The organism is Streptomyces sp. NPDC021212 (genome assembly GCF_044332925.1).
GTDB lineage: Bacteria > Actinomycetota > Actinomycetes > Streptomycetales > Streptomycetaceae > Streptomyces.
This window is the reverse complement of the sequence record NZ_JBIRPZ010000012.1, coordinates 277,203-301,570: the sequence shown is the minus strand read 5'-3', so window position 1 is coordinate 301,570 and position 24,368 is coordinate 277,203. Positions and strand designations below refer to the sequence as shown.

Genomic DNA, 24,368 nt, shown 5'->3' with positions numbered 1-24,368 from the left:
TTGTCCCGGGTGCGGTGACGAACGGCCCCTTCAGGGCCGCACGCATGGAAACTGACGACCCGTCAGCAGTCTTCCCCCTCCAGGGGGATTGGGCTATACATGGGTGCCATCGGCTAGAACGCGTTCTAAACGCGGCGCGGCCCTGCCGACCAGTGACGACCCCGGCGCGGCCGACGGTGCGGACGGGCGGGCCGGGGTCTTCCCGCCCCTCCCGCCAAGGAGTGCTGTCGCCCTATGCCCATCGATGCCGCCGCGGCCGTCTCGGCCGAGCCCCGGACCGCCGCCCTCGCCTGGGGACACAAGGACATCCAGCTCTACCACCTGGGCATCGGCGCCGGAATCCCCGCCACCGACCCCGATGAGCTGCGTTACACCCTGGAGAGCGAGCTGCACGTCCTGCCCAGTTTCGCCACCGTCGCCGGCGGCCGGATGGCGCTCGCCGGGGGGCTGAACGGGCCGGGGATCGACGTCGACCTCGCGGCCGTCCTGCACGGCGGCCAGACCGTCGAGCTGCACCGGCCGATCCCGGTGACCGGGGACGCCACCCAGACGTCCCGGGTCGCGGCGGTGTACGACAAGGGCAAGGCCGCGGTCATCGTCCTGCGCACCGAGGCGGCCGACGCGGACGGCCCGCTGTGGACCTGCGACAGCCGCATCTTCGTCCGCGGCGAGGGCGGCTTCGGCGGCGAGCGCGGCCCCTCCGAGCGGCTGGAGACCCCCGACCGCGAGCCCGACCGCACGGTGGAGCGGGCCACCCGGGAGGATCAGGCGCTGCTCTACCGGCTCTCCGGGGACTGGAACCCGTTGCACGCCGACCCCGGGTTCGCCAAGCTCGCGGGGTTCGAGAAGCCGATCCTGCACGGGCTGTGCTCGTACGGCATGGTCCTCAAGGCGGTCGTGGACACCGAGCTGGGCGGCGACGTCGCCCGGGTGCACTCGTACACCACGCGCTTCGCCGGGGTGGTGTACCCGGGCGAGACCCTGCGCATCCGGATGTGGCGGGAGGGCGAGGGGCGCGTCCAGGTGACGGCGAGCGCCGTCGAGCGGGACGACGCGCCCGTCCTCGGTGACACGGTCGTCGCATACGCCGAGCACTCCTGAGCCGGACGAATCCACGAACCACTCACCCTGAGGAGCCGCTGTGCGCGCAGCCGTACTGCACGAGACGGGACAGGACAAGCTCGAAGTCCTCGACGACATCGAGGCGGTGGGCTTCGGCCCCGGCAAGGTCCGGCTGCGCATGCGGGCCACCGGGCTGTGCCACTCCGACCTCTCCGCGATGAGCGGCGTCCTGCCGCAGCCCGTGCCGTTCGTCCCCGGCCACGAGGGCGCGGGCGAGGTCGTGGACGTCGGCGACGGGGTGACCGGGCTGAGCCCCGGCGACCGGGTGCTGGTGTGCTGGCTGCCCGCGTGCGGCAGCTGTCCGTCCTGCAAGCGCGGTCAGAGCCAGCTGTGTCTGTCCGGGTTCATGAACGCCGGAACGGCCAACTTCAAGCGCGCGGGCGACGGCGCCGACCAGGTCTTCGGCATGGCCGGAACCGGCACCTTCGCCGAGGAGGTCGTCCTCCCGGCGTCCTGCGCCGTGCCGATCCCCGACGACCTCCCGTACGACATCGCCGCCCTCATCGGCTGCGGCGTCACCACCGGACTCGGCGCGGCCCTCAACACGGCGCGGGTGGAGGCCGGTTCGTCGGTCGCCGTCATCGGCTGCGGCGGGGTAGGCATCAGCGTGGTGCAGGGCGCCCGGGCGGCGGGCGCGGCCCACACCGTCGCCGTCGACCCCGTCACCTCGCGGCGCGAGGCGGCGCTGCGCTTCGGCGCCACCGAGGCGGTCGCCCCGGAGGGGCTCGACGACGCCAAGAACAGCGTCACGGCGGGCGAGGGCTTCGACTACGTCTTCGAGGTCGTCGGCACGTCCGCCACCGCGCGCCGCGCGTACGAGACCACGCGGCGCGGCGGCACGCTGTGCGTCGTCGGGGCGGGCGCGGTGGACGACTTCCTCCAACTCAGCATGTTCGAGCTGTTCTTCGACGAGAAGCGGATCCTGCCGTCCCTGTACGGCGGGGGCGATGTGCTGCGCTCGTACGAACGGACCATCGCGCTGTGGCGGGCGGGCCGCATCGACCTCGACGGGCTCATCACCCACCGGGTGCGGCTCGGCGAGATCAACGACGCGCTCGACCAGATGCGGACGGGGGAGGCGCTGCGCACATGCATCGAGATCTGAAGCGCCCGCTGGCCGGGAAGACCGCGATCGTCACCGGCGCCGGGCGCGGTCTCGGCCGCGCCGAGGCGCTGGAGCTGGGCCGGCTGGGCGCCGCCGTCGTCGTCAACGACTACGGGCAGGGCGGCCGCGACGGCTCGGGCGAGGCATCCTCCGGCCCCGCCGAGGAGGTGGCCGAGGAGATCCGCGCGGCGGGCGGCCGGGCCACGGCCCACGTGGGCGACGTGGCCGACTTCGACGCGGCGCGCGAACTGGTGCGGCTCGCGGTCGACGCGTACGGCGCGCTGGACATCCTGGTCAACAACGCGGGCATCCTCCGCGACCGGATGGTCTTCTCGATGACCGAGGACGAATGGGACTCGGTCATCCGCGTCCATCTCAAGGGCCACTTCAACACCATCCGCTTCGCCGCCGCGCACTGGCGGACACGCTCCAAGGCCACCGGGGGCGGGCCGGTGCACGGCCGCATCGTGAACACCTCGTCCGAGGCGTTCCTCGCCGGATCGCCCGGCCAGCCCAACTACGCGGCCGCGAAGGGCGGCATCGTCGGCCTGACCCTCTCCACGGCGGGCGCGCTCGCCAAGTACGGCGTGACGGCCAACGTCATCTGCCCGAGGGCGCGCACCCGGATGACCGAGGACGTCTTCCCCGACGCCGGTTTCGCGGCGGACGGCCGCCCCGACCCGCTGTCCCCGGAGCATGTGGCCCCGCTCGTCGGCTACCTCGCCTCCCCGCAGGCGACGGGGGTGAACGGCCAGGTGTTCGTGGTCCACGGGGGCATGGTGGCGATCGTCGAACGGCCGCGGGTGGCCGCGAAGTTGGACGCGACGGGGGACGTCTTCGGCTTCGAGGAGCTGGACGGCCTGCTCACGCCGTACTTCGGCGAGCGGCGCGGGGAGGGGTTCGCGGCGCTGGAGGTGCTGAGCCTGAAGCGGGGGTGAAACGACGCCGGGGTAAACGACGCCGGGGTGAACGACGCCGGGGTGAACGACGCCCACGCCTCCCTTTCCCGCAGCCGTGAACGACTGCTGCGGGAGAGGGAGGGGTGGGGTGTTGCGCGTTCCCGACCGCCTACGAGGCTTTCTCGCTCGGTCGGCGGTGGCGGCCGTGCGCCGGAGCCTGCGGCTCCTCGGACGCGGCCTGCTGCCCCCGGTGCTTGCCCTGGCTTGCTGTGGCATCGGCCTCGGCAGCCTCTTGCGGGCGCGCCTGGGGCATGTCGGTTCGGGCTTCGGACATGTGGGAAGTCACCCCGGTAAGTTCGCTCCGTACTCTGCGCGAGGGGCCCGCCACAACGTCGATACGCGCTGCCAACCGGCTACGCCAGCCCCAGCGACCGAGTCTAACCAGAGCGATGATCGCGAACCCAGCGGGGTGGCCGGGGCTCCGGTGACCTGGCGAGAGGCGCCTGCTGGAGCGGTACGGGCCGCGGGGCGACCACGGTCAGCTCGGATTCCTGGCCGGTCTCCTGCTCGACCCCGGGCCAGCACCCCGTCCCCACCCACGGCTCAACCCCGGACTCCACCGCTGAGACGCCGATCCCCGAGCCCAGGCCCGCGCCCGCGCCCATGCCCAGGCGCGCCCCCGCATCCAAGCCCGCGTCCGCGCCTGGCCCCGCACCCGCGCCCGCGCCTGGACCCGCGCCCGCGCCCGCGCGCGCACCGGGCGTAGCGCCCCCGCCCGCGGGCAAGCCCGTGCCCGAGTCGGTGCCTCTGCCCAAGCTCAGGCCCGCGCCCGGCCCCCCGTGGGTGCCCGTGCCTGCACCCGGAGCCGTGCCCGCGCCCAGGCTTGCACTCGCGCTCCCGCTCATGCCCGCGCCCGGGGCCGTGCCCATGCCCGCGCTCGCGCCCCTGCGCGCACCCAGTTCCGTGCTCCTGCCCAAGCTCAGGCCCGCGCCCGCGGCAGGGCTTGCACCCGCACCCGCACCCGGGTCCGTGTCCGCCCCAAGGGGCGTGCCCCTGCCCAAGTTCAAGCCCGCGCTCAGCCCCGGGTCCGTACCCGCGCCCGACACCAAGCGCGCTCCCACGCTCAAGCCCGCACTGGGGTCCGTGCCCGCGCCCCTGCCCGCGCTCAAGCGCACGCCTGCGCCCTGGGCGTGGCCCACCTCGATGTTCCCGCCCGAGCGCACACCCGCGCCCGGGCCCGCGTCCGCGCGCAATCCGCCGCCGCCCGGGCCCGGGTCCGCATCCGGCGCCGTGCCCGTACCCCACCCCAACCGCGGGTCCGTGCCCGCCCGCACGCCCGCCCCCGCTCCCGCGTGCGTGACCGTCTCCGAGGCCGCGCCCCCGCCGCTCACCTGCCGCCAGGGCGTGATCCCCGATGTCTCCGCCGGGCGGGCGGCCGGGCGGGCGGCCGGGCGGGCGACCCGGCGGATCACTCGGGGGGCGGCGGCCGACGGTGGCGCCGCGGACTCCGGCAGCCACACCCGCGCCAGCCCGCACGGCACCTGCCGCGTCGCGTACGGCAGCCACAGCTCACCGTCCCGGCTCCACAGACCGGCCCCGGCCAGCCAGCCATCCGGCGCCGAGAACTGGCGCAACCGCCGCTCGGACGGCCGCCATACGCCCACCCAGGGGCGCCCGCCCGCAGCGGCGTCGATGCGGAAGGCCACCGCGCACGCCTCCGGCGTCAGCATCTGCCCCGGCTGGATCGCGAAGGGGGCGGCCGTCGCCTGGGCGGGCGGGCGGAGGCAGTCCGGGAAGCGGACCGGGAGGGTGCTGCCCAGGACGCCCCAGCCCAGCCGCTCGTCGCCGGGCGCGTCGGACCGTACGAGCAGCAGACCGCTGTCGGGGTCGGCGAGCAGCAGGCGGTCGTTGCTGCGCTCGGTGATCTGCAGCAGTGGGCTGGTCTCGCCGCCGCGCCCTAGGTCGACCACGATGGTCTTCGTGCGGCCCTCCAACTCCCGGTCGAGCGCGAGCAGCCGCCCCATGCGGTCCAGCCAGGCGCCGCCCGTGCAGCGCCCGGGCACCTCGGCCAGGTGCTGGAGGCCGCGGGCGCCGCCGTGGATCAGCCAGACGGAGGTGGAGCGGGGGCCGCGCCCCAGCGCGTACGCGCAGGTGCCGCCGGGCGCGGGCGGCAGCAGCGAGACGTCGGCGCGGTCGATGCCGCCGAGCACCCGCTCGCCCGTCCCCGGGCCGGTGGGGTAGAGCAGCGAGAAGGCGTGGTGCCCGGCCACCCGGCGGTGGATCAGCACCTGCCCGTCGGACAGCGGCAGCACGTCGCTGTCCGGCTCCTCGGGCTGGGTGCCCGGCAGCGGCACGGCGTACGGCTCGGGCCCGTCGAGCGTCCAGCGCTCGGGGAACCAGCAGCCGGTGTCGCCGCTGAGCGCGAGCCGGGCGCCGTACGAACGGTCCGGGGCGATGGTGAAATCCGTGGACCTTTCTCGTGGCCGGGCGCTGACTCCCGTGATGAGGGTGGAGTCGAAGGCACAGGCGGTCATCGTTCAGTCACCTCCGGCCACTGAACGTAGATTTCGTACCCCCTCCCGGTGGCCGATAAGAGGTCGGCTCCACCCTTACGTGTGGCTGTTGACTGATTTGCCTGAGAGGTCACGCATGAATGTGCTGTAAGTGACGGATCCGCGGTGCGATTAAAGTAAGGCACACCTAAGTGCCTCACCAGCCCGAGTGCCCACCTCTGATCCTGGAGCGCAAGATGTCCGTACACCGCCGCGGCAGCGCCGCCCTCGCCCTCGCCCTGGCAGGCGCCCTCTCCCTCGCCGCCTGCGGCAAGTCCGACAGCGGCAAGGACGGCGCCAAGGGCAACGGCGGCGGCGGGAAGTCCGTCGCGCAGGGCGGCAAGGACTTCGGCAAGGCCGCCGAGCAGACCGCGAAGATGGGCACCGACGCGAAGCCCGGCCAGTTCCCGCGCACCATCACGCAGGCCATGGGGAAGACGGAGATCAAGAGCAAGCCGAAGCGGGTCGTGGTGCTCGACGTCGGCGAGCTGGACAACGTCGTCTCGCTCGGCATCAAGCCCGTCGGCTACGCGCCCTCCGAGGGCGACCAGGCCATACCCGGCTACCTCAAGAAGGAGGCCGGGAACCCGAAGAACGTCGGCACCATCAACAACCTCAACCTCGAGGCCATCAACGCCCTCCACCCCGATCTGATCCTGGGCAGCAAGCTGCGCGCCGAGCCGCTGTACGACGAGTTGAAGCAGATCGCCCCGACCGTCTTCTCCATCCGCCCCGGCTTCACCTGGAAGGAGAACTACCTCCTCAACGCGGCGGCCCTCGACCGCACCACCGACGCCAAGCGCAACCTCGACGCGTACGAGACGAAGGCGAAGAAGCTGGGCGAGGACATCGGCCCGAAGAAGCCGACCGTCACCATGCTGCGCTTCATGCCGGAGTTCACCCGGCTCTACGCCAAGGCGTCCTTCATCGGCACGATCCTCCAGGACGTCGGCCTGCCCCGGCCCAAGAACCAGCAGGTCGACGACCTGGCCACGGAGATAGGCCCGGAGCGGATCAAGGAGGCCGACGCCGACTGGATCTTCACCGGGGTCTACGGCGACCCCAAGGCCACCAAGCGGGACCAGGCGGAGTCCAATCCGCTGTGGAAGAAGCTCGAGGCGGTCAAGGCGGGCCACGCCAAGAACGTCAAGGACGAGACCTGGTACCTGGGCCTCGGCGTCACCGCCGCCGACCGGGTGCTGGACGACCTCCGCGGCTACCTGGTTCGCTGATCCCCCTTCAGGCCGGTCATGCTTCAGGCCGGTCATGGAGCGGCCGTCGCGCTGGGTGAAGGCCGGGGCAAGGCTTCCTGGTGATCTGGGAGGTAGCCTTGCCCCGTGCCCGCTCTCACCGATGTCCTCGCCGTCCTCGACGCCCTCTGGCCGCCCGAGCGGGCGGAGCAGTGGGACGCCGTCGGGACGGTCTGCGGGGACCCCGATGCCCAGGTCAGCCGCGTCCTGTTCGCCGTCGACCCCGTCCAGGAGGTCGCCGACGAGGCGGTGGCGCTCGGCGCCGATCTGCTGATCACTCACCACCCGCTCTATCTGCGGGGCACGACCACGGTCGCCGCCTCCACCTTCAAGGGGCGGGTGGTGCACACCCTGATCCGATCCGACATCGCGCTGCACGTCGCGCACACCAACGCCGACCGCGCCGACCCCGGCGTCTCCGACGCCCTCGCCGGCGCGCTCGACCTGCGGACCGTCCGCCCGCTGGTGCCGGACCCGGCCGACCCCACCGGACGCCAGGGGCTCGGCCGGATCTGCGAACTCGACCGCCCCGAGACGCTGCGCGAGTTCACCGAGCGCGCCGCCGCCCGGCTGCCCGCCACCGCGCAGGGCATCCGCGCCTCGGGCGACCCGGACCGTACGATCCGTACCGTCGCCGTCTGCGGCGGCTCCGGGGACGGCCTGTTCGCGGAGGCGCGTGCGGCCGGGGTCGACGCCTACCTCACCGCCGACCTGCGCCACCACCCGGCCTCCGAGGCGCGCGAACAGAGCGACCTCGCGCTGGTGGACGCCGCGCACTGGGCCACCGAATGGCCGTGGACCGAGCAGGCCGCGGCGCAGCTCGACGAGATCTCCGACCGGCACGGCTGGGACCTGCGCACCCATGTCTCCCGTAAGGTGACCGACCCCTGGACGGCCCACGCCGCTGCCGCCGCCCCGTTCCGGGCCTTCGTGCCCGACCCCGCCTCGGCTTCACTCGCCTAGGTCCCTTCCGTCCCCTACAACCACCTCTGGAGCCCCCCGCTGAACGCCGCGCCCGCAGACCAGATCCGCCTGCTCGACGTCCAGGGCCTCGACGTACGGCTCTCGCAGCTCGCGCACAAGCGCAGGACGCTGCCCGAGCACGCCGAACTCGACACCTTGAACGCCGACCACACCCAGCTGCGCGACCTCCTCGTCGCGTCCCAGACCGAGGAGAGCGACACCGCCCGCGAGCAGAAGAAGGCGGAGCAGGACGTGGACCAGGTGCGCCAGCGCGCCGACCGCGACCAGAAGCGTCTCGACTCCGGGGCCGTCACCTCGCCCAAGGACCTGGAGAACCTCCAGCACGAGATCGCCTCCCTCGCCCGCCGCCAGAGCGACCTGGAGGACGTCGTCCTGGAGGTCATGGAGCGCCGGGAGTCCGCCCAGGAGCGGGCCACCGAGCTGGCGGGCCGGGTGGAGTCCCTCCAGGCCAAGATCGCCGACGCCACGGCGCGGCGCGACGCGGCGGCCGAGGAGATCGACACCGAGATCGCGACCATCACCAAGGAGCGCGAGGTCATCGCCGGGACCATCCCCGCCGATCTCCTCAAGCTCTACGACAAGCTGCGCGAGCAGCAGGGCGGCGTCGGCGCCGCCCGGCTCTACCAGCGGCGCTGCGACGGCTGCCGCCAGGAGCTGGCCATCACCGAGCTGAACGAGGTCCGGTCGGCGGCCCCCGACACCGTGGTGCGGTGCGAGAACTGCCGCCGGATCCTGGTTCGTACGCCCGAGTCGGGGCTCTAGGCCGCATGGCGCGGCGTCGCTTCATCGTCGAGGCCGACGGCGGCTCCCGGGGCAACCCGGGGCCCGCCGGCTACGGCGCGGTCGTCCTGGACGCCGTGACCGGCGAACCGCTCGCCGAGGTCGCCGAGTACATCGGCACCGCGACCAACAACGTCGCCGAGTACAAGGGCCTGATCGCCGGCCTGCGGGCCGCCCACGCCCTCGACCCGGAGGCGGACGTCCAGGTGCGGATGGACTCCAAGCTGGTCATCGAGCAGATGTCCGGCCGCTGGAAGATCAAGCACCCGGACATGCGGCCGCTCGCCGCCGAGGCCAAGGGGCTGCTGCCGCCCGGCCAGGTGACGTACGGCTGGATCCCGCGCGAGAAGAACAAGCACGCGGACCGGCTCGCCAACGAGGCCATGGACGCGGGCAAGCGGGGCGAACAGTGGCAGCCGAAGGTGCCGCCGGGCGGCACCCTCGCGACGGCCGCCCCCGAGGCCCCCGCCGACGACGCCCTCGCCACGGCGGCCCCCGCCGCCCCTGCCGTGGGCTGGGGCTCCGCCGACCTCGGCGCGCCGACCACGTTCGTCCTGCTCCGGCACGGCGAGACGCCGCTCACCCCGGAGAAGCGCTTCTCCGGCAGCGGCGGCACCGACCCCGGCCTCTCCGACATCGGCCGCCGCCAGGCCGACCTGGTCGCGGCGTCACTCGCCGCGCGCGGCACCATCCAGGCCATCGTCACCTCGCCCCTGAAGCGCTGCCGCGAGACGGCCGACGCGGTGGCCGCCCGCCTCGGGCTCGACGTCCGCGTCGACGACGGGCTGCGCGAGACGGACTTCGGCGCCTGGGAGGGCCTGACCTTCGCCGAGGTGCGCGACCGCTACCCGGACGACCTCGACACCTGGCTCGCCTCCGCCAAGGCCGCCCCCACGGGCGGCGGCGAGTCCTTCGCCACGGTCGCCCGCCGCGTCGCCGCCTCCCGCGACAAGCTGATCGCCCGCTACGCGGGCCGCACGGTGCTCCTCGTCACCCACGTCACCCCGATCAAGACCCTGGCCCGCCTGGCCCTCGGCGCCCCGCCGGAGTCCCTGTTCCGCATGGAACTCTCGGCGGCGTCCCTGACGGCGGTGGCCTACTACGCCGACGGCAACGCCTCCGTCCGCCTCCTGAACGACACGTCCCACCTGCGGTAGGGGGCCCGCGCCTTCACCGCAGCGCTGCCGCCTCCCGGGCCAGGGACTCGACGCGCGCCCAGTCGCCCGCCGCCACCGCGTCCGCCGGCAGCATCCATGTGCCGCCCACGCAGCCCACGTTGGGGAGCGCGAGATAACCGGGGGCGCGGGCCGCGTTGACGCCGCCGGTGGGGCAGAAGCGGGCGTCCGGGAGCGGGGAGGCGAGGGAGCCGAGGTAGGCCGTACCGCCGGCCGCCTCCGCCGGGAAGAACTTCATCTCGGTCACCCCGCGCTCCAGCAGCGCCACGACCTCCGACGTCGTCGAGACCCCCGGGAGCGATGGAATTCCCGAGTCCCGCATGGCGCCCAGCAGCCGGTCCGTCCACCCCGGGCTGACCAGGAAGCGGGACCCGGCCGCGACGGCGGTGTCCACGTGGCCGGGGTTCAGCACCGTGCCCGCGCCGACGATCGCCTCCGGCACCTCCGCCGCGATCGCCCGGATGGCGTCGGCGGCGGCCGGGGTGCGGAAGGTGACCTCGATCGCGGGCAGACCGCCCGCGACCAGGGCGCGGGCCATCGGCACCGCGTCGGCCGCGTCGTCGATCACGACGACGGGGATGACGGGGGCGAGGTCGAGCAGGGAGGGGGAGGGCGCGGTGTCAGTCACGGGACCATTCTGCGGGTGCGTGGCACGACCCGCAACGCTCGTTGCGGGATATGCAATGACGCACGCTGTGTGGGTGTCGGCCGGGGCTGTTCGGTCACCCGCCGCCGCAGCCGGCGCCGATGTGCCAGGCCCCCCTGCCCCGGGCCCGCCGCCGCGCCCCGGCACTGCCGGTGCGCCTCCCGGCGGTGCCGGGGCGTGACCGCGCGGTGGTCCCGCGCCTCACGAGCGCTACAGCTCGGTCACCACCACGTCCAGCGCCCACGGCCGGCCCGCCCGCTCCGGAGCCGTCGCCTCCACCACGTACCCGAACCCCCGCAGCGCCTCCACCAGCTCCCCGGGGCCGCCCGGTTCGGCCCCGGACGTCAGCAGGTCGCGCACCATCCGGCCCTTCGTCGCCTTGTTGAAGTGGCTCACCACGGACCGCTTCTCCACCCCGTCCACGATCTTCGACTGCAGCACCCGCACCGTCGCCGTGCGCTCCGCGACCTCCCCCTTCGGCTTCCACGCCGTCGTGTACGCCGACGACCGCAGGTCGAGGACCAGGCCGTTCCCGGCGGCCTCAGGGAGGACGGTGGCCATCGGCGTACGCCAGAAGGCGCCGAGCGCGCCGAGGCCCGGCAGCTTGACGCCCATCGAGCAGCGGTACGACGGGATGCGGTCGTCGATCCGTACGGCGCCCCACAGCCCCGAGAAGACCAGCAGCGAGCGTTCGGCGCGGCGCCGGGCTGGGGCGGGGAGGGAGGCGAGGCCGAGCGCGTCGTACAGCACGCCGGTGTAGATCTCCCCGGCGGGCCGGGTCCCGGCCGACCGGAGCGCCGCGTTCTTGGCGACCTCGCCGCGCAGCCCCGCGCTGAGCCCCAGCACCTCGGCCGCCTTCGCCTCGTCGCCCGAGCACAGCGTGACCAGCTCGTCCAGGACCCGGGCCCGGGCCTCGCCCAGCCCCGGCAGCGACAGCGATCCCAGGTCCAGCGGGGACCGGGAGCCTCCCGTGGCCTTTCCCTCGGACGGCGGCAGCAGGACGAGCACGGTCTCTCCTCGAAAGCGTCGGCGTTACGGCACCGGGGCGGTGCCGGTGGCCCCACCCCGGCCCCGCAGCCTACGGCCTACGCGCCCGCCTCCCGCAGCCACACCGTGGTGTACGGCGGTAGCCCGTCGTCCGCCAGGGGCCCGCTGCTCAGCACCGCCTCGCCCACGGCGGGCAGCGGTACGGCGGACGCCGACAGGTTGGTGACGCTGTGCCAGCCGCCGGCCCGGCGGAAGTGCAGCACCCCGGCGCTCAGCTCCGCGACCGAGCCCAGCCACTCCACCGTCTCGTCCGTTCGCAGCAGCGCCCGCCGCAGCCGCAGCGCCTCCCGGTACAGCTCCAGCGTCGAACCGGCCTGCCCGTCCTGCGCCTCGACCGACAACTCCCCGAACCCTCGCGGCTGCGGAAGCCACGCGCCGCCCGCGCCGAAGCCGTACGACGGGCCGGTGCGCGTCCACGGCAGCGGCACCCGGCAGCCGTCGCGGCCCTTGACCCGGTGGCCGCTGCGCTCCCAGGTCGGGTCCTGGAGTACGTCCACGGGCAGGTCGGCGACCTCCGGAAGCCCCAGCTCCTCGCCCTGGTAGAGATACGACGAACCGGGCAGGGCCAGCATCAGCAGCGTCGCCGCACGGGCCCGCCGCAGCCCCAGCGCGAGGTCGATCTCCGGGTCCCGGCCGTCGGCCAGCAGCCAGGCGTCCCGGCCCGCGCCCGTCAGGTCGTCCGGGAGGGCGAACCGGCTGCGGTGCCGGATCACATCGTGGTTGGAGAGCACCCAGGTGGCCGAGGCGCCCGCCTCCCGGGCGGCGGACAGCGCGCCGTCGATGACGGAGTGCAGGGCGGGGGCATGGAGCGGGGCACCCAGGAAGTCGAAGTTGAACGCCTGCCCCAGCTCGTCCGCCCGGGCGTACGACACCCGGCGGGAGTTGCGCACCCACGCCTCGGCGACGGCGATCCGCGGCGGGTCGTACGCGTTGAACACCGTGCGCCACTCGCGGAAGATCCCGTGCACCTCGTCGCGGTCCCACAGCGGATGGCTGCCGTCCTCCGGCAGGTCCTCCGGCTCGTAACCGGGCACGTCCCCGATGTCGCGCAGCGGCTCGGCCAGGTCCTTGGCCAGCCCGTGCGCGACATCCACCCGGAAACCGGCCACGCCCCGGTCGGACCAGAAGCGCAGCGTGGTGAGGAAGTCGGCGCGCACCTCGGGGTGGTCCCAGTTGAGATCGGGCTGCTCGGGGGCGAAGAGATGCAGGTACCACTGCCCGTCGGGCACCCGCGTCCACGCGGGCCCGCCGAAGCACGAGACCCAGTCGGTGGGCGGCAGCCCCCCACCCGGCCCCCGCCCCTCGCGGAAGACGTACCGCTCGCGGGCCGCATCGCCGGGCTCCGCCCGCAGGGCCTCCTGGAACCACTCATGCTCATCCGAGGTGTGGTTGGGGACGATGTCCACCATCACCTTGAGCCCGAGCCGGTCCGCCTCCGCGACCAGCCGGTCGAAGTCCTCGAGGGTGCCGAGCCGCGGATCGACGTCGCGGTAGTCGGCCACGTCATAGCCGCCGTCGGCGAGCGCGGACGGATAGAAGGGGCTCAGCCAGACGGCGTCCACGCCGAGCCCGGCGAGGTACGGCAGCCGGCTGGTCACCCCGGGCAGATCGCCGATGCCGTCGCCGTCGGAGTCGGCGAAGCTGCGGGGATAGACCTGGTAGACGACGGCCTGCCGCCACCAATCGCTGTTCACGGGGTCGTCGCTCACGGTGTCCTCGCGGTGGTGGGGTGTGCGGTACGCGGCCCAGCCGTCCAGGCAGTCTCCCCGGCCGCGGCGCGGTCTGTCGAGAGGGCAAGATCGCCCGCCGGAGCCGCCCCGGCGTGCGGGCTTCTGTGCCACGATCGAATGAGGAACACTCTTTCCGCCGGGCGCCGCCCCTCCCCCTGCCTACGCTGGCGAAATGGCGCGCGAAATGCCCTCCTCCCACGCGGAAGTGGTGCTCGAGGGGTTCCTGGAGCTGGAGACACCGGAAGGCTTCCGGGTCGAGCTGATCGACGACGAGAGGCAACAAGGGGCTCAAGGTCCCGCGTGGCGGGCTCTGCGTTCGCAACCATGTGATCCCTGACGGCACCTTCGCCCCCAGGGAGCTCCGGCTGTTCCGGGGCGCCGAGTCCTGGATGCCCTGCGAGGGCGTGTCCATGGTCGTCGAGGTCACTTCGACCAAACCGGACCGGGACCGCAAGGCCAAGCGCCACTGCTACGCCCGCGGCGGCATCCCCCTCTACCTCCTCATCGACCGGGACAACAGCGACGTGACGCTCTTCAGCGACCCGGAGGGCGCCGACTACCGCCAGCACGTCACGGTCCCCTTCGGCAAGCAGCTCGACCTGCCCGCTCCGTTCTCCTTCTCGCTGGAGACGACGGACTTCGTCTGAGCCGCCCCACCAGGCCCGGTACCATGGTCACTACGGCGGACGAGCCGGCCGGGCGGTCGCGTCGGGGTCCTTCGGGGTCCCGCCGAGGAACGTCCGGGCTCCACACGGCAGGGTGGTGGCTAACGGCCACCCGGGGTGACCCGCGGGACAGTGCCACAGAAAACAGACCGCCGGGGCCGCAAGGCGCCCGGTAAGGGTGAAACGGTGGTGTAAGAGACCACCAGTGCCCAGGGTGACCTGGGCAGCTAGGTAAACCCCACCCGGAGCAAGGTCAAGAGGAGCCACCGCAAGGCGGCTCTGCGCGGATGATCGAGGGCTGCCCGCCCGAGTCCGCGGGTAGACCGCACGAGGCCGGCGGCAACGTCGGCCCTAGATGGATGGCCGCCTCCTCGCGGGCCGCAAGGCCCACGAGAGACAGAACCCGGCGTACAGGCCGACTCGTCCGCCGCCAAAGGCCCTGGCCAGCGAAAACGCTGGTCAAGGGCCCTTTTCTTGTGCCGCGCGGTTACGTAAGTAGCCCCGAGCGTAGCCATGGCCAGTGGGCCGGAGATGGGCGGTGGCTGGACCTCGCCTGGGGATTCGTGTGATCGCCTTCGACCGCGTGCTGACGACGGCCGTCGACTCGCCACAGCGGTGACCGTCTCGCATGCCTCCCGACCCGCTGGCTTCTCCGGCGCCTGGCGACCTCGGAACGATGCGCGCACTCCGGGAACAAGGAATCCATCACGTCGCTGCACAAGGCAAGAACGAGGCCGCACAGCGATTTCACACCCCCTACCGTCGATGCTGGCAGAAACTCGAGGTGACACCATGACTGAAGCACCCACCCGTGAAGTCACCCGGCCGATCAGTCGAGTTCCCCCGGACGAGGCGACTCGCGAATCTTTCGGTGAAGAGATTTCAGCAGTCCCTGGCCGAGTTCGGGGAGACTCAGCTGGCGGAGATTCGGAGTCATCGCCAGTATCCCGCCGACCTCGAACAAGGCGTCTCACCACCGATCGGTGACGGCGAGACCGTGGAAGCGTCCAAGAGCGAGATGATCGAGGGCCTCATCAACCGGCTTCGCCCAGAAATCACCCCGCTCAGCGTGGACATTCACCCAGGCAGTCACGTAGTCGCCGCCCCGTACGACTTCAGCTGGCACACGGGCCTTGGGCTTGGCCTGTCACACCTCGACGGACACATGGCGCTCCTCGGGGGCGACCAGGCTTCCGGTGACGGCTTCGGCTTCCTCCTCACGGCTCAGACGGACGTGTCTGTGGCGGTCACCCCGCAGGGGGCTTATTCGCATTCGGTCGGCGTCCGGGACAGACCTATGGAGTATGGGTCTATCTCTGGAACGTGTGCGCCAACACCGCCGGGACACCTTTCCTCTGCGCCCAAACCGGCAAGGTCCCGCTCCTGACCATTGACGCCGGGCCGCCGATCATCGTGCATTGACGGTGCCGCCCCAAAGCGTGACCGGAGGATGCGGCGTCGAACCACTTCTCCCACTGGGCGGCCTGCTCGTCGCCGTGTCCGTCGGCGGATCATAAGCCGGTCGTCTGCCGCTCTCTGGTCTTGTCCTAGGCTGCCCGCATGATCCGCGCTGTGGCCCTCGATGTCGGCGAGACCCTGATCCGGGACGACCGTGGATGGGCTGCCTGGGCCGACTGGCTGGGCATTCCCCGGCACACCCTCTCGGCCCTCGTCGGCGCGGTCGTTGCTCAAGCCCGTGACAATGCAGAAGCCCTACGGCTCATCCGGCCAGACATCGACATCGCTGCTGAGCGAGCCGCCATGGAGGCCGTCGGCCGAGGTGAACGACTGGATGAGGTTGATCTCTATCCGGATGTACGCCCAGCCCTCGCCGCGCTCCGCGAGACGGGCGCTCGGGTCGTGATCGCGGGGAATCAGACCGCGCGGGCCGGCGCATTGTTGCGGGATCTCGACCTACCGATCGACGGGATTGCCACCTCCGGAGAGTGGGGTGTCGCCAAGCCCGACCCCCGTTTCTTCGCCCGTGTCCTGGAGCTCACGGGGACCGCCCCCGGCGAGACGGTGTATGTGGGGGACCACCCCGCCAACGACACCCACCCAGCGAAAGCAGCGGGTCTGCGTGCCGCGCACCTGCGTCGCGGGCCATGGGGCTATCTCTGGTCAGGCACAGCCGAGGCAGCCGATGCCGACTGGCAGATCGACTCGTTGCACGATCTCGTGCCACTCGCTGCTGGATGACGGCGAGCGGACCCGCTGTTGCAGTTCCGCTCGCTACCGTTCGGAGTGAACACACCGAACGGAGCAGCAGTATGCCCACAGCAGAAGCACGCGCCTTCGGAAGCCGCCTGGCCTACCACCGCCTCGTCGCACGCATGACGCAGCAGGAACTCGCCGACGCGGCTGATGTCCACGTCGGCACCGTCCGGAAGATCGAGCGCGGCGCTCGGGGCGCCGGCGAGGGCGTCGTGGAGGCGCTGGCTGCTGCGCTCGGAATCGACATGTCCCGCCTGCTGGGGAGCCGGGACCGGGCCGACGCCCGGGTCCATGCCGCCATGCCGACCCTGTCGGCGGTCATCGCCGCGTACGACGTACCGGACGACGGGCCGGCCCGCCCACTGGCCGGCCTGCGGACAGCGGCAGACGAGGCTGTGACCTGGCGTCTCGCGGCTCAATACGTCCGGATCGCCCGTCAGGTGCCTGCGCTCATCGGCGAGCTGCTCCGGGCGTTCCACCTCGCCCCGGAGGAGGAGCGAGCAGAGACTGCTGGTCTGCTGGTCGCTGCCGTACGAACGGCGGACGCTGTGGCGTACAAGTACGGCTCCCGAGACCTGTCTGCCCGCCTCGTGGATCTGATGAGGTGGGCAGTGCCGCACACACAAGACCCCCTGCTTGAGGCAGCCGTAGCCTACGTTCGCACCGAGACGTTCCTCGCCGCCCGCGCGTTCGCCCGGGGACTGCACGCGTTACAGACCGCGATCGACGCCACTCCCGCCAGCCGCGATGATGCGGGGATCGCCGCCCTCGGCTCCCTGCACATGCGGGCGGCTGTGATCGCGGGGCGCGCCGGTCTAGTGGAGGCTGCCGACCATCACCTCGTGGAAGCTCGGCGCTTGGGGGACGCCGTACCTGAAGGCATCTACCGGGGCACGGCCTTCGGGCCCGACAGTGTCCGCATCCACGAGGTATCTCTCGCCGTCAGTCTCGGGGGCGATCACGTCCACCGGGCCCTCACCGTCGCCGCTGAGTGGGCGCCGCCGCGGGATTTGCCTGCCGAACGCCGGAGCGGGTTCTACATCGAGACGGCCCGTGCCCAACTGTGGTCCGGGCTGGCGCGCGATGCGTTGGAGTCGCTGAAGGCGGCCCGTCGCATCGTTCCGCAGCACACTCGTCGGGCGGGGTCATCGCGGACTACGGCCTGATGTACTGGTTCATCCCCTCGGGCCACGCCCAGTACTGGGGGCGTCTCCACAAGGGCATCCACGCTCTTGGTGCGCACGGCGCTGAGGTCACCTACCTCGGCGTTCCGCCTGCGGACTGGATGGAGGGTCCGCGCTTGCACTGGCGGATTCCGGCGAGCCCTGACAGGGGCCTGACGACCGACCCCCACCTGCTGCGCCTGGCCATGGCCCGGGCGGTCGCCGCCGAGGAGGCGGTGGACCGGTGACGATCCAGATCTGCGCTCGCTGTCAGCGGCCGACGGGCAGGCCGGTCGTCGTCGCGATCGGGTACGGCGCGAGTGCCGGTGGTGGCGTCGTCTACGCCTGCCCGGGCGAATGCGCCGCGAGCTTCCCGAAGCAGCGCGACCCGTTCGAGCAGACCTCCCCGGCCCGCGATGTTCACGTCAGGGGGCAGCGATGACGGCCCGCCCGAGCCGACGGCATGGAGTCGGTTCGGGGCCGGCGCGGACGGGGTCGGCCGTGGAGAGCGGCCTTCGGACACGTCAGATGGTGGGGTCCTGGTAGCTGAAGCCGCTCCAGGAGGTGGTGCCGCCGAGGGTGGCGACCGTGATGGTGATGTTGTCGGCGGCGGTGTGGGGTGGGGCGATGGTGGTGACCGTGGTGTCGGAGACGACGGTGAAGGGAGCGGGAACGCCGTCGAAGGTGACCTGGTGCGTGGTGGCCAGGCCGGTGCCCGTGAGGGTGACTTCGGTGCCCCCGGCGGTGCGTCCGGTGGTGGGGACCGCACCGGACACGGTGGGTCCGGCTACGTAGGTGAAGGTGAGACCGCCCGCGGTTCCGCCGGGAGTGACGACGGTGACCGGTACGGGGCCGGGGGCGGAGGCGCTGGGGACCGTGACGGTGATCGCGGTGTCGGTGACGGACTGGATGACGGCCTGACGGGAGCCGAAGCGCACGGCCGTGGCGCCGGAGAGGTTGACTCCGGTGATGACCGCGGTGCCTCCGCCGCCCACGGGACCCATGGCGGGTCCTGCCCCTCCGTAGGGGTTGCTGGTGGTGCTGATGCCGGACAGCAGCGGGGCGGGGCGGTAGACGAAGGTGCCGAAACCGGCGGTGCCACCGGGGGTGGTGACCGTGACCGGGACCGCGCCCGTTCCGGGCGGGGTTCTGACGGTGACCGAGGTCGCGGTGTTGGAGAGGATCGTGGCCGCGGTGCCGCCGAAGTGCACCGCGGTGGCCGGAGCGAGGTTGTGGCCGCGGATGGTCACGATGGTCCCGCCCGCGGTGGTGCCCTGACCAGGCATCAGGGCCAGTGCGATCACGCTGACGGTGTTGTCGGCGCTGTTGGTGACGTACAGGCGGGTCGAGTCGGGGGAGACCGCGACGCCGATCGGGCTGTTGCCCACCGGGATGCTGTCGACGGCGGTGTTGGTGGCGGTGTCGATCACCGTGACGGTGTCGGCGTTGAGGTCGGCCACGTAGACCGCGGTCCCGTCCGGGCTCATGGCCACCACACGAGGGCCGTCGCCCGCGGGGATGGAGGCGGTCACCGTGTTGGTCGCGGTGTCGATCACCTTGACGGCGTTCTCCCCGGCGACGCTGACGTAGGCGCGGGTGCCGTCCGGGGTGAGGGCGACGAGGATGGGCACGTCACCGGTGAGGATGCTCGCGCTGACGGTGTTGGTGGCGGTGTCGATCACGGCCACGGTGCCGTCGCCGGCGTTGGGCACGTAGACCCGGGTGCCGTCCGGGGTGACCGCTGCCCCGGTCGGAAGGCTGAGACCGGTGACGGTGGTGGTGACCGCGTTCGTGGCGGTGTCGATGACGCCGACGAAACCGGCGGTCTGGCACGTGACGTAGGCGCGGGTGCCGTCCGGTGTGAACGCGGCCTGGACGGGTCCGGCACCGACCGGGATGGTCGTCGTGAGGACGTTGGTGGCGGTGTCGATCACACCGACGCTGCCGGCGTTGAACAGGGGCACATACGCGCGGGTGCCGTCCGGCGAGACGGACAGCAGGCTCGGTCCACCGGGTGCGGCGATGGTCAGCGTGACGGTGTTCGTGGCGGTGTCGATGACGCTGATGTCGTTCGAGCCCTGGTTGGAGACGTACGCCCGTGCCCCGTCCGGGGTCAGCGTCACGCCCAACGGCGAGCTGCCGACCGGGATGGTGGCAACGGACGGCGTCAGCAGCAGGGTGCTTCGCCGTGCGACGGCGTCGGTCGCCGACAGGGTCCGGGAATCGGCCAAGAGCAACATGATGGGGTCCTCTCCGAGGGCAAAACTGCCGGGAAGTCCGGCCCCGGGCGAAGAACGCGAGCCCAGGGCACCCCGCCGGTTCTCCTGCTCACAGTGATGCACAGCGTCGAACGGGTGACAATCGCCGACCGGGCGACATCAACCGGACAGCCGAGCGCACGATGCTCCCCCGTGCCGTTCCCGTGGACCGTCGTCGGGCGCCGTCGTGCCGGGGCGGATTGTGTGCGCCGCTCCTCCGCGATGCGCCCTGTCGACACCTCCACGCCGCCAACTGCGGCTTCAGGCGGCCAGCCGGTCCGCCGCCTGGTAAGGGGTCAGGCCGTGGGCGACATGGTGCAGGGCGCTCTCGCGGGCCGTCCTTCTCGGTGGACTGGCCGCGGGTGATCTGGCGGTGCGTTCCCGGCAGGGTCTGGAGCACGGCTGTCAGAGCTGGGCGGTGAGGAAGAGGGAGCTGACGGGGGTGCCAAGTCCCGCCGCCTGCACGCGCTGCGGGCCCGGCTGGCCGGGGTGGAGGCGGACTGGGCGGCGGGCCGGGTGCGGGTGGTGCGTGGCGGGAAGAAACTCGCGCGCCTGCGCCCCCACCTGGACCAGGCCGGACTGAGCGAGCAGGCGTGGCGGCCGCGCTCCTGGTCCACGAGACCGGCCGCGGCCGCACCGTGCTGGCCACGTACCCGCTGGAACACATGGCGGCGCGCACCGCCCGCGCCAACCCCGAGCAGACGCACCGCCTGTACGCGGCCCTCGCCGACCTCGCCGGTGCGCCCCGCCCGGTGACCGTCGACACCCCGTACGTCGGGGCCGATGTGCTGGTGCACGAGGACGGGCGGCGGTTCGTATGGCTGGTCAGCCAGTCGGCGGAGCCGCTGACGGTACGCCCGGCGGCGGACGGGGAGCCGCGCGACCTCGCGACGGGCGAACCGGTCGCGGAGGTCGCGCTGGACGCGTACGGCGTACGGGTCCTGGAGCTGATCCCGGCCGGCTGACCCGGGCCGCACCGGCGACGGGGTCGTTAACATCGGTGCCGGATCCAACCGCGAAGGCTGTGAGGTGCGTCATGCGGATCGGGGAGCTGGCCAGGCGTACCGGGGTGAGCGAGCGGTCCCTGCGCTACTACGAGGAGCAGGGGTTGCTGACCGCGGAGCGCACCCCCGGCGGCCACCGCGACTACTCCGAGGGCGCGGTCGACCGCGTGGTCCGCATCCAGGAGCTGTACGCGGCCGGGCTGTGCAGCTCCAAGATCGCCAAGCTGCTGCCATGCGTGCGGGACGCGGACGGCGGCCCCTCCGCCACCGCCGACGCCCGGCTGGTCACCGACCTCCTGGCGGAGCGTGACCGCATCGACCGGATGATCGGGGATCTCCAGCGCTCCCGGGCGACCCTGGGCGAGGTCATCGACGCGGCCGTGGCCCCCGCGACGCCCCGCCCGGAGTCGCCGCCCCAGGGCTGACCAGGTCAGTCGAGGCAGAACTCGTTGCCCTCGGGGTCGGCCATCACGATGTGCCCGGTGCCGAGCGGGGGAGCGGGCTCATGGCGCTCCAGCCGGGTGGCGCCATGGGAGACGAGGCGGGCGGCCTCCGCCTCCAGGGCCGCCATCCGCGCGTCGCCCCGAAGCCCGGGGGCGGCCCGTACGTCGAGGTGGACGCGGTTCTTGGCCCGCTTGCCCTCCGGCACCCGCTGGAAGAACACCCGCGGCCCGGAGCCGTTGGGGGAGAGCAGCGCGAAGGCGTCGTTGCGCCGCTCGGGCGGCACGCCCATCGCCTCCAGCGCCTGGTCCCATGAGTCGAAGCCCTCGGGCGGGTCCTGCACCCTGTATCCCATGGCCTCGGCCCAGAACGCGGCCAGCGCGGCCGGGTCGGCGCAGTCGAAGGTGATCTGAACGTCGCGGGCCATGTCAGCTCGCCTCCCGTCGGGTCCGGTGGGTGTGCAGATGGAGATCGCGGAGCAGACACACCTCGGACAGATGGTGGATCATCTCGCGGTTGATGTGCAGCACGAGCGCCGCCATCGGAAGATCGGCGTACGGTCCCTCCGCCGTCCCGCAGGGGCGGGCGAGCCCGTCTTCGCCGAGGGATTCGACCCCGGCCTGCCAGGTGGCGTACTCCGCGTCGAGCTGAGCCAGCGCCTCGGTCGCGGTCGCGGCGTACGGATACGACTGGTAGTCGGTGGGCGTGCGGCCGAAGTGCGAGGCGTTGCGCATCGCGAGGACGCCGACGATCACGTGCCCGAGGCGCCAGGAGATCGTCGAGAACGGCGGCGGGTCGGGCTCCGGCATCGCGAAGTCGATGGTCATCGCGCCGGATCCGGCCTGCACCGGGGCGGTGCCGGTGCCGCGCGGGCGCACGTTCCAGCAGTCGGGCACCGGCTCCCAGAAGTACTCGTCGTCGGTGAGTCCGTCGAGCCGGTCGCGCAGCTGATGGGTCCAGTGCCAGGCGAGCTGGTCTCGCAGCAGGGGGTTCCACGTCTGGTCGGTCATGAGCGCAGCCTGGCGCAGATAGCGGACAGGATCGTTCCGCGATCGGTGGAAGGATGAGCGCATGACCGTCGAGGGGACGACCGAACGGGTGCTGCGGCTGCTGGCGCTGCTCCAGCGGCGGACGTCGTGGACCGCCGCCGAAATCGCCGCCGAGCTGCGCGTCACCGACCGCTCGGTGCGCCGCGACGTGGAGCGGCTGCGCGCGCTCGGCTACCCCGTCCACGCGACGGCGGGCGTCGGCGGCGGCTACCGGCTCGGCGCGGGCACCCGGCTGCCGCCGCTGCTCCTCGACGACGAGGAGGCGATCGCGACGGCGGTGTCCCTGCGGCTGGCGTCGGGCGGCACGGTCGCCGGGGCGGGCGAGGCGGCGCTGCGGGCGCTCGCCAAGCTCGACCAGGTGATGCCGCCCCGGCTGCGCGCCGAGGTACGGGCGGTGCACGGCGCCACCGAGACCCTGGTCGGCCCCGGCGTGGAGATCGACGCGGAGCTGCTGGTGACCCTCGCGCGGGCCTGCCGCGACGCCGTGCGGGTGCGGTTCCGGTACGCCACCCGCGGCGGCGACGAGCGCGAGCGCACGGTCGAGCCGGTACGGATGGTCACCACCGGCCGCCGCTGGTACCTGATGGCCTGGGACATCGACCGCGACGACTGGCGCACCTTCCGGCTGGACCGGATGCGCGAGGTGGCGGCGACGACGTGGCGCTTCCGGCCGAGGGAGCACCCGGACCCGGTGGCCTACGTACAGCGGTCGGTGACCGGGGCGCCGTACCGGTACGTCGCCCGGGTGCGGCTGCACGCCCCGCCCGACCGGGTGCGGGAGCTGGTGCCGCCCCAGGTGGGCCGCGTCGAGGACGACCGCGACGGGTGGTGTGTGCTCGTCGCGGGCGGCGACGACCTGGACTGGCTCGCCGTCCACATGGCCAGGCTGGGCTTCGAGGCGGAGGTGCTGGAGCCCCCGGAGCTGCGCGAGGCCGCCGCCCGCCTCGCCCGCCGCATCGCGGCGATGGCCGAGCCGGGCTGAGGACCTGCGACCGTACGGCACTTTTCGAGGGGGATTCACAGATCCGTTCGACTACGCTCACTGGCGACTACGTTGAAAAGCTTCTCGTTCCGCCCCGTTCGAAGAGGACGATGGATTGACAGTCGACAGCATCGCGGGCCCCGAAGCCCAGTGGCAGACCTCCCGAGCGAAGGCGCTGTGCTATCGCGGACCGCGTTACGTCACCGGTGCGGACCTCGTCCGTATCGCCCGCACCCTGGCCCTTGAGCCGTGGCACTTCACGCAGACCGCGCCGGCCGCCGCCAACGATCCGACCGGGGTGGTGCTGGACAACGCGCGGCGCCGGGTGAACGTCCGGGTGGCCAACGCCGCCCACGGCTGCGTCTTCCACATACGCACCCTGGAGGGAACCGGCCGCTGCGGTCTTGGCGAACTCGCGCCCGTGTCCTGCCGCATGTTCCCCTCGCTGCCCGGCGGGAAGGCCGAGCGCACGGGCGGGCCCGGACACCGGCTCGACGAGGAGGAACTGGCCGAGGCGGAGCGCCAGTGGACCGCCGACCGCGACCACTGGTTCGAGCTGGTCGCCCGCTGGAACGAGTTGGCCGGCAAGGCCGAAACCCCGCCGGACGTCGAGGACTTCCAGCGCTATCTGCTGGAGGCGCAGGCCGCGCGCGAGGCCGGTACGCCCTGGCCCGAGGACGTGGTCGCGTGAACGGCGGCGGAGCGAACCTGGCGGGCTGCGCCGACTGCGGGGGCAGGTGCTGCCGGGAGTACAACGTCCATGTGACCATCGCCGACGTCCGCAGGCTGGCGTCCGGAATGGCCGTCCACCCCAGGGAGTTCGTCTACCTGAAGGAGGGCAAGGAGGAGGACAACAGCGACTTCCGCTTCCGGCCCGGCGGTCCGCTGTACGACCTCCACCTCCGGCACCGGCCGGATACCAAGGGGTGCGTGTTCCTGATGGAGATCGCCCCCGGCAAGGCCCGGTGCGGCGCGTACGTCCACCGGCCCATGGTGTGCGCCACCTTCCCGGCCGCGCTCGACCAGGGCTCGGTGGGCATCCGTGCGAAGACCCTGTGCGGCGGCCCGGACTCCTGGAACCTCGCCACCATGGACCTGACCACCTACCGGCGCGACATCATGCGCAACCGGGCGGCCTGGCGCGAGCACCTGGACCTGGTGGAGCGGTGGAACGCCAGGGTCGACGCCGGTGAGCGGGGGCTGACGCACGAGGACTTGTACGAGTTCATCCTGGCCACCGCCCCCGGGGAGGACACGGAGGCCGTCTCCGCGAAGACGGCCTCCTCGTAGCGGCGGCGCCGA

General features: G+C 72.7%; 24 protein-coding genes, 1 other RNA gene and 2 pseudogenes. 18 read left to right on the top strand and 9 right to left on the bottom strand.

What is annotated here, in order from left to right; genetic code table 11:
* Positions 1 to 234 precede the first annotated feature (234 nt).
* The 3 genes from ACH4SI_RS30755 to ACH4SI_RS30745 are packed head-to-tail and all read left to right on the top strand — an operon-like array spanning position 235 to position 3,165.
* On the top strand, positions 235 to 1,101 hold the full coding sequence (locus tag ACH4SI_RS30755; RefSeq protein ID WP_398301373.1) for a MaoC/PaaZ C-terminal domain-containing protein: 867 nt from the start codon (positions 235 to 237) through the stop codon (positions 1,099 to 1,101).
* 40 nt (positions 1,102 to 1,141) lie between these two features.
* A complete protein-coding gene (locus ACH4SI_RS30750) occupies positions 1,142 to 2,227 on the top strand; it encodes a Zn-dependent alcohol dehydrogenase (RefSeq protein WP_398301371.1) in 1,086 nt (361 codons plus the stop codon).
* Entirely contained in the window at positions 2,212 to 3,165 is a 954-nt protein-coding gene (locus tag ACH4SI_RS30745; RefSeq protein WP_398301369.1) for a 3-oxoacyl-ACP reductase, read from the top strand. The genes ACH4SI_RS30750 and ACH4SI_RS30745 overlap by 16 nt, the downstream gene beginning before the upstream one ends.
* Positions 3,166 to 3,295: 130 nt before the next feature.
* Here the strand turns inward: ACH4SI_RS30745 and ACH4SI_RS30740 are convergent, their stop codons facing one another.
* Both ACH4SI_RS30740 and ACH4SI_RS30735 read right to left on the bottom strand, forming a co-directional pair.
* Complete coding sequence (locus tag ACH4SI_RS30740) at positions 3,296 to 3,460, bottom strand: hypothetical protein (RefSeq protein ID WP_398301367.1); 165 nt, start codon at positions 3,458 to 3,460, stop codon at positions 3,296 to 3,298.
* Positions 3,461 to 3,563: 103 nt separating this feature from the next.
* Positions 3,564 to 5,660 (bottom strand): hypothetical protein, encoded by a 2,097-nt coding sequence (locus ACH4SI_RS30735; protein ID WP_398301365.1) that lies wholly within the window; start codon positions 5,658 to 5,660, stop codon positions 3,564 to 3,566.
* Between the two features lie 215 nt (positions 5,661 to 5,875).
* Between ACH4SI_RS30735 and ACH4SI_RS30730 the strand changes: the two genes are divergently transcribed.
* The 4 genes from ACH4SI_RS30730 (at position 5,876) to ACH4SI_RS30715 (ending at position 9,849) form a co-directional block, all read left to right on the top strand.
* A complete protein-coding gene (locus tag ACH4SI_RS30730; RefSeq protein WP_398301363.1) occupies positions 5,876 to 6,910 on the top strand; it encodes an ABC transporter substrate-binding protein in 1,035 nt (344 codons plus the stop codon).
* Positions 6,911 to 7,015: 105 nt separating this feature from the next.
* Entirely contained in the window at positions 7,016 to 7,891 is an 876-nt protein-coding gene (locus ACH4SI_RS30725; protein ID WP_398301360.1) for a Nif3-like dinuclear metal center hexameric protein, read from the top strand.
* 39 nt (positions 7,892 to 7,930) lie between these two features.
* Positions 7,931 to 8,674 carry a zinc ribbon domain-containing protein gene (locus ACH4SI_RS30720; protein ID WP_398301424.1) on the top strand — a complete coding sequence of 248 codons (744 nt, stop codon included), beginning with the start codon at positions 7,931 to 7,933 and terminating at the stop codon, positions 8,672 to 8,674.
* A 5-nt stretch (positions 8,675 to 8,679) separates the two neighbouring features.
* A complete protein-coding gene (locus ACH4SI_RS30715; RefSeq protein ID WP_398301358.1) occupies positions 8,680 to 9,849 on the top strand; it encodes a bifunctional RNase H/acid phosphatase in 1,170 nt (389 codons plus the stop codon).
* 13 nt (positions 9,850 to 9,862) lie between these two features.
* Here the strand turns inward: ACH4SI_RS30715 and eda are convergent, their stop codons facing one another.
* From eda to ACH4SI_RS30700, 3 genes are all read right to left on the bottom strand, one after another.
* Positions 9,863 to 10,495 (bottom strand): bifunctional 4-hydroxy-2-oxoglutarate aldolase/2-dehydro-3-deoxy-phosphogluconate aldolase, encoded by a 633-nt coding sequence (gene eda / locus ACH4SI_RS30710; protein WP_398301356.1) that lies wholly within the window; start codon positions 10,493 to 10,495, stop codon positions 9,863 to 9,865.
* Positions 10,496 to 10,723: 228 nt separating this feature from the next.
* Entirely contained in the window at positions 10,724 to 11,521 is a 798-nt protein-coding gene (yaaA, locus tag ACH4SI_RS30705) for a peroxide stress protein YaaA (protein ID WP_398301354.1), read from the bottom strand.
* A 77-nt stretch (positions 11,522 to 11,598) separates the two neighbouring features.
* On the bottom strand, positions 11,599 to 13,269 hold the full coding sequence (locus tag ACH4SI_RS30700) for a glycoside hydrolase family 13 protein (protein WP_398301352.1): 1,671 nt from the start codon (positions 13,267 to 13,269) through the stop codon (positions 11,599 to 11,601).
* A gap of 193 nt (positions 13,270 to 13,462) precedes the next feature.
* On the opposite strand from ACH4SI_RS30700, the pseudogene ACH4SI_RS30695 reads away from it, so the two are divergent.
* Positions 13,463 to 13,937, top strand: a pseudogene (locus tag ACH4SI_RS30695) (Uma2 family endonuclease).
* A 40-nt stretch (positions 13,938 to 13,977) separates the two neighbouring features.
* Positions 13,978 to 14,382, top strand: an RNA gene (gene rnpB / locus ACH4SI_RS30690) — RNase P RNA component class A.
* A 720-nt stretch (positions 14,383 to 15,102) separates the two neighbouring features.
* Here the strand turns inward: rnpB and ACH4SI_RS30685 are convergent.
* A complete protein-coding gene (locus ACH4SI_RS30685; RefSeq protein WP_398301350.1) occupies positions 15,103 to 15,228 on the bottom strand; it encodes a hypothetical protein in 126 nt (41 codons plus the stop codon).
* A gap of 287 nt (positions 15,229 to 15,515) precedes the next feature.
* Here ACH4SI_RS30685 and ACH4SI_RS30680 point away from each other — a divergent pair, with 287 nt between their 5' ends.
* The 4 genes from ACH4SI_RS30680 (at position 15,516) to ACH4SI_RS30665 (ending at position 17,774) form a co-directional block, all read left to right on the top strand.
* Positions 15,516 to 16,154 carry an HAD family hydrolase gene (locus ACH4SI_RS30680; RefSeq protein ID WP_398301348.1) on the top strand — a complete coding sequence of 213 codons (639 nt, stop codon included), beginning with the start codon at positions 15,516 to 15,518 and terminating at the stop codon, positions 16,152 to 16,154.
* A gap of 71 nt (positions 16,155 to 16,225) precedes the next feature.
* Positions 16,226 to 17,335, top strand: coding sequence for a helix-turn-helix domain-containing protein (locus ACH4SI_RS30675; protein WP_398301346.1), 1,110 nt, complete (start codon positions 16,226 to 16,228; stop codon positions 17,333 to 17,335).
* The gene (locus ACH4SI_RS30670) at positions 17,335 to 17,580 is read left to right on the top strand and encodes a hypothetical protein (RefSeq protein ID WP_398301344.1); all 246 of its coding nucleotides are present in this window, start codon (positions 17,335 to 17,337) and stop codon (positions 17,578 to 17,580) included. The genes ACH4SI_RS30675 and ACH4SI_RS30670 overlap by 1 nt, the downstream gene beginning before the upstream one ends.
* Positions 17,577 to 17,774, top strand: coding sequence for a hypothetical protein (locus tag ACH4SI_RS30665; protein WP_398301342.1), 198 nt, complete (start codon positions 17,577 to 17,579; stop codon positions 17,772 to 17,774). The genes ACH4SI_RS30670 and ACH4SI_RS30665 overlap by 4 nt, the downstream gene beginning before the upstream one ends.
* An 82-nt stretch (positions 17,775 to 17,856) precedes the next feature.
* Here ACH4SI_RS30665 and ACH4SI_RS30660 read toward each other — a convergent pair whose 3' ends face one another.
* Positions 17,857 to 19,572, bottom strand: a complete 1,716-nt coding sequence (locus ACH4SI_RS30660; protein WP_398301340.1) for an IPT/TIG domain-containing protein — start codon at positions 19,570 to 19,572, stop codon at positions 17,857 to 17,859.
* 545 nt (positions 19,573 to 20,117) lie between these two features.
* Here ACH4SI_RS30660 and ACH4SI_RS30655 point away from each other — a divergent pair.
* Positions 20,118 to 20,555 (top strand): annotated as a pseudogene (locus ACH4SI_RS30655) (beta-mannosidase); the annotation flags it as partial.
* A 71-nt stretch (positions 20,556 to 20,626) separates the two neighbouring features.
* Positions 20,627 to 21,019, top strand: a complete 393-nt coding sequence (locus ACH4SI_RS30650; protein ID WP_398301338.1) for a MerR family transcriptional regulator — start codon at positions 20,627 to 20,629, stop codon at positions 21,017 to 21,019.
* Positions 21,020 to 21,024: 5 nt separating this feature from the next.
* Here the strand turns inward: ACH4SI_RS30650 and ACH4SI_RS30645 are convergent, their stop codons facing one another.
* Both ACH4SI_RS30645 and ACH4SI_RS30640 read right to left on the bottom strand, forming a co-directional pair.
* On the bottom strand, positions 21,025 to 21,462 hold the full coding sequence (locus ACH4SI_RS30645) for a VOC family protein (RefSeq protein WP_398301336.1): 438 nt from the start codon (positions 21,460 to 21,462) through the stop codon (positions 21,025 to 21,027).
* 1 nt (position 21,463) lies between these two features.
* Positions 21,464 to 22,045, bottom strand: a complete 582-nt coding sequence (locus ACH4SI_RS30640; RefSeq protein WP_398301334.1) for a DinB family protein — start codon at positions 22,043 to 22,045, stop codon at positions 21,464 to 21,466.
* Positions 22,046 to 22,106: 61 nt separating this feature from the next.
* On the opposite strand from ACH4SI_RS30640, the gene ACH4SI_RS30635 reads away from it, so the two are divergent.
* The 3 genes from ACH4SI_RS30635 (at position 22,107) to ACH4SI_RS30625 (ending at position 24,356) form a co-directional block, all read left to right on the top strand.
* Positions 22,107 to 23,066, top strand: a complete 960-nt coding sequence (locus ACH4SI_RS30635; RefSeq protein WP_398301332.1) for a helix-turn-helix transcriptional regulator — start codon at positions 22,107 to 22,109, stop codon at positions 23,064 to 23,066.
* 115 nt (positions 23,067 to 23,181) lie between these two features.
* Positions 23,182 to 23,757 carry a hypothetical protein gene (locus ACH4SI_RS30630; RefSeq protein ID WP_398301330.1) on the top strand — a complete coding sequence of 192 codons (576 nt, stop codon included), beginning with the start codon at positions 23,182 to 23,184 and terminating at the stop codon, positions 23,755 to 23,757.
* Entirely contained in the window at positions 23,754 to 24,356 is a 603-nt protein-coding gene (locus tag ACH4SI_RS30625) for a YkgJ family cysteine cluster protein (protein ID WP_398301328.1), read from the top strand. Before ACH4SI_RS30630 ends, ACH4SI_RS30625 begins: the two co-directional genes overlap by 4 nt.
* Positions 24,357 to 24,368: the final 12 nt, after the last annotated feature.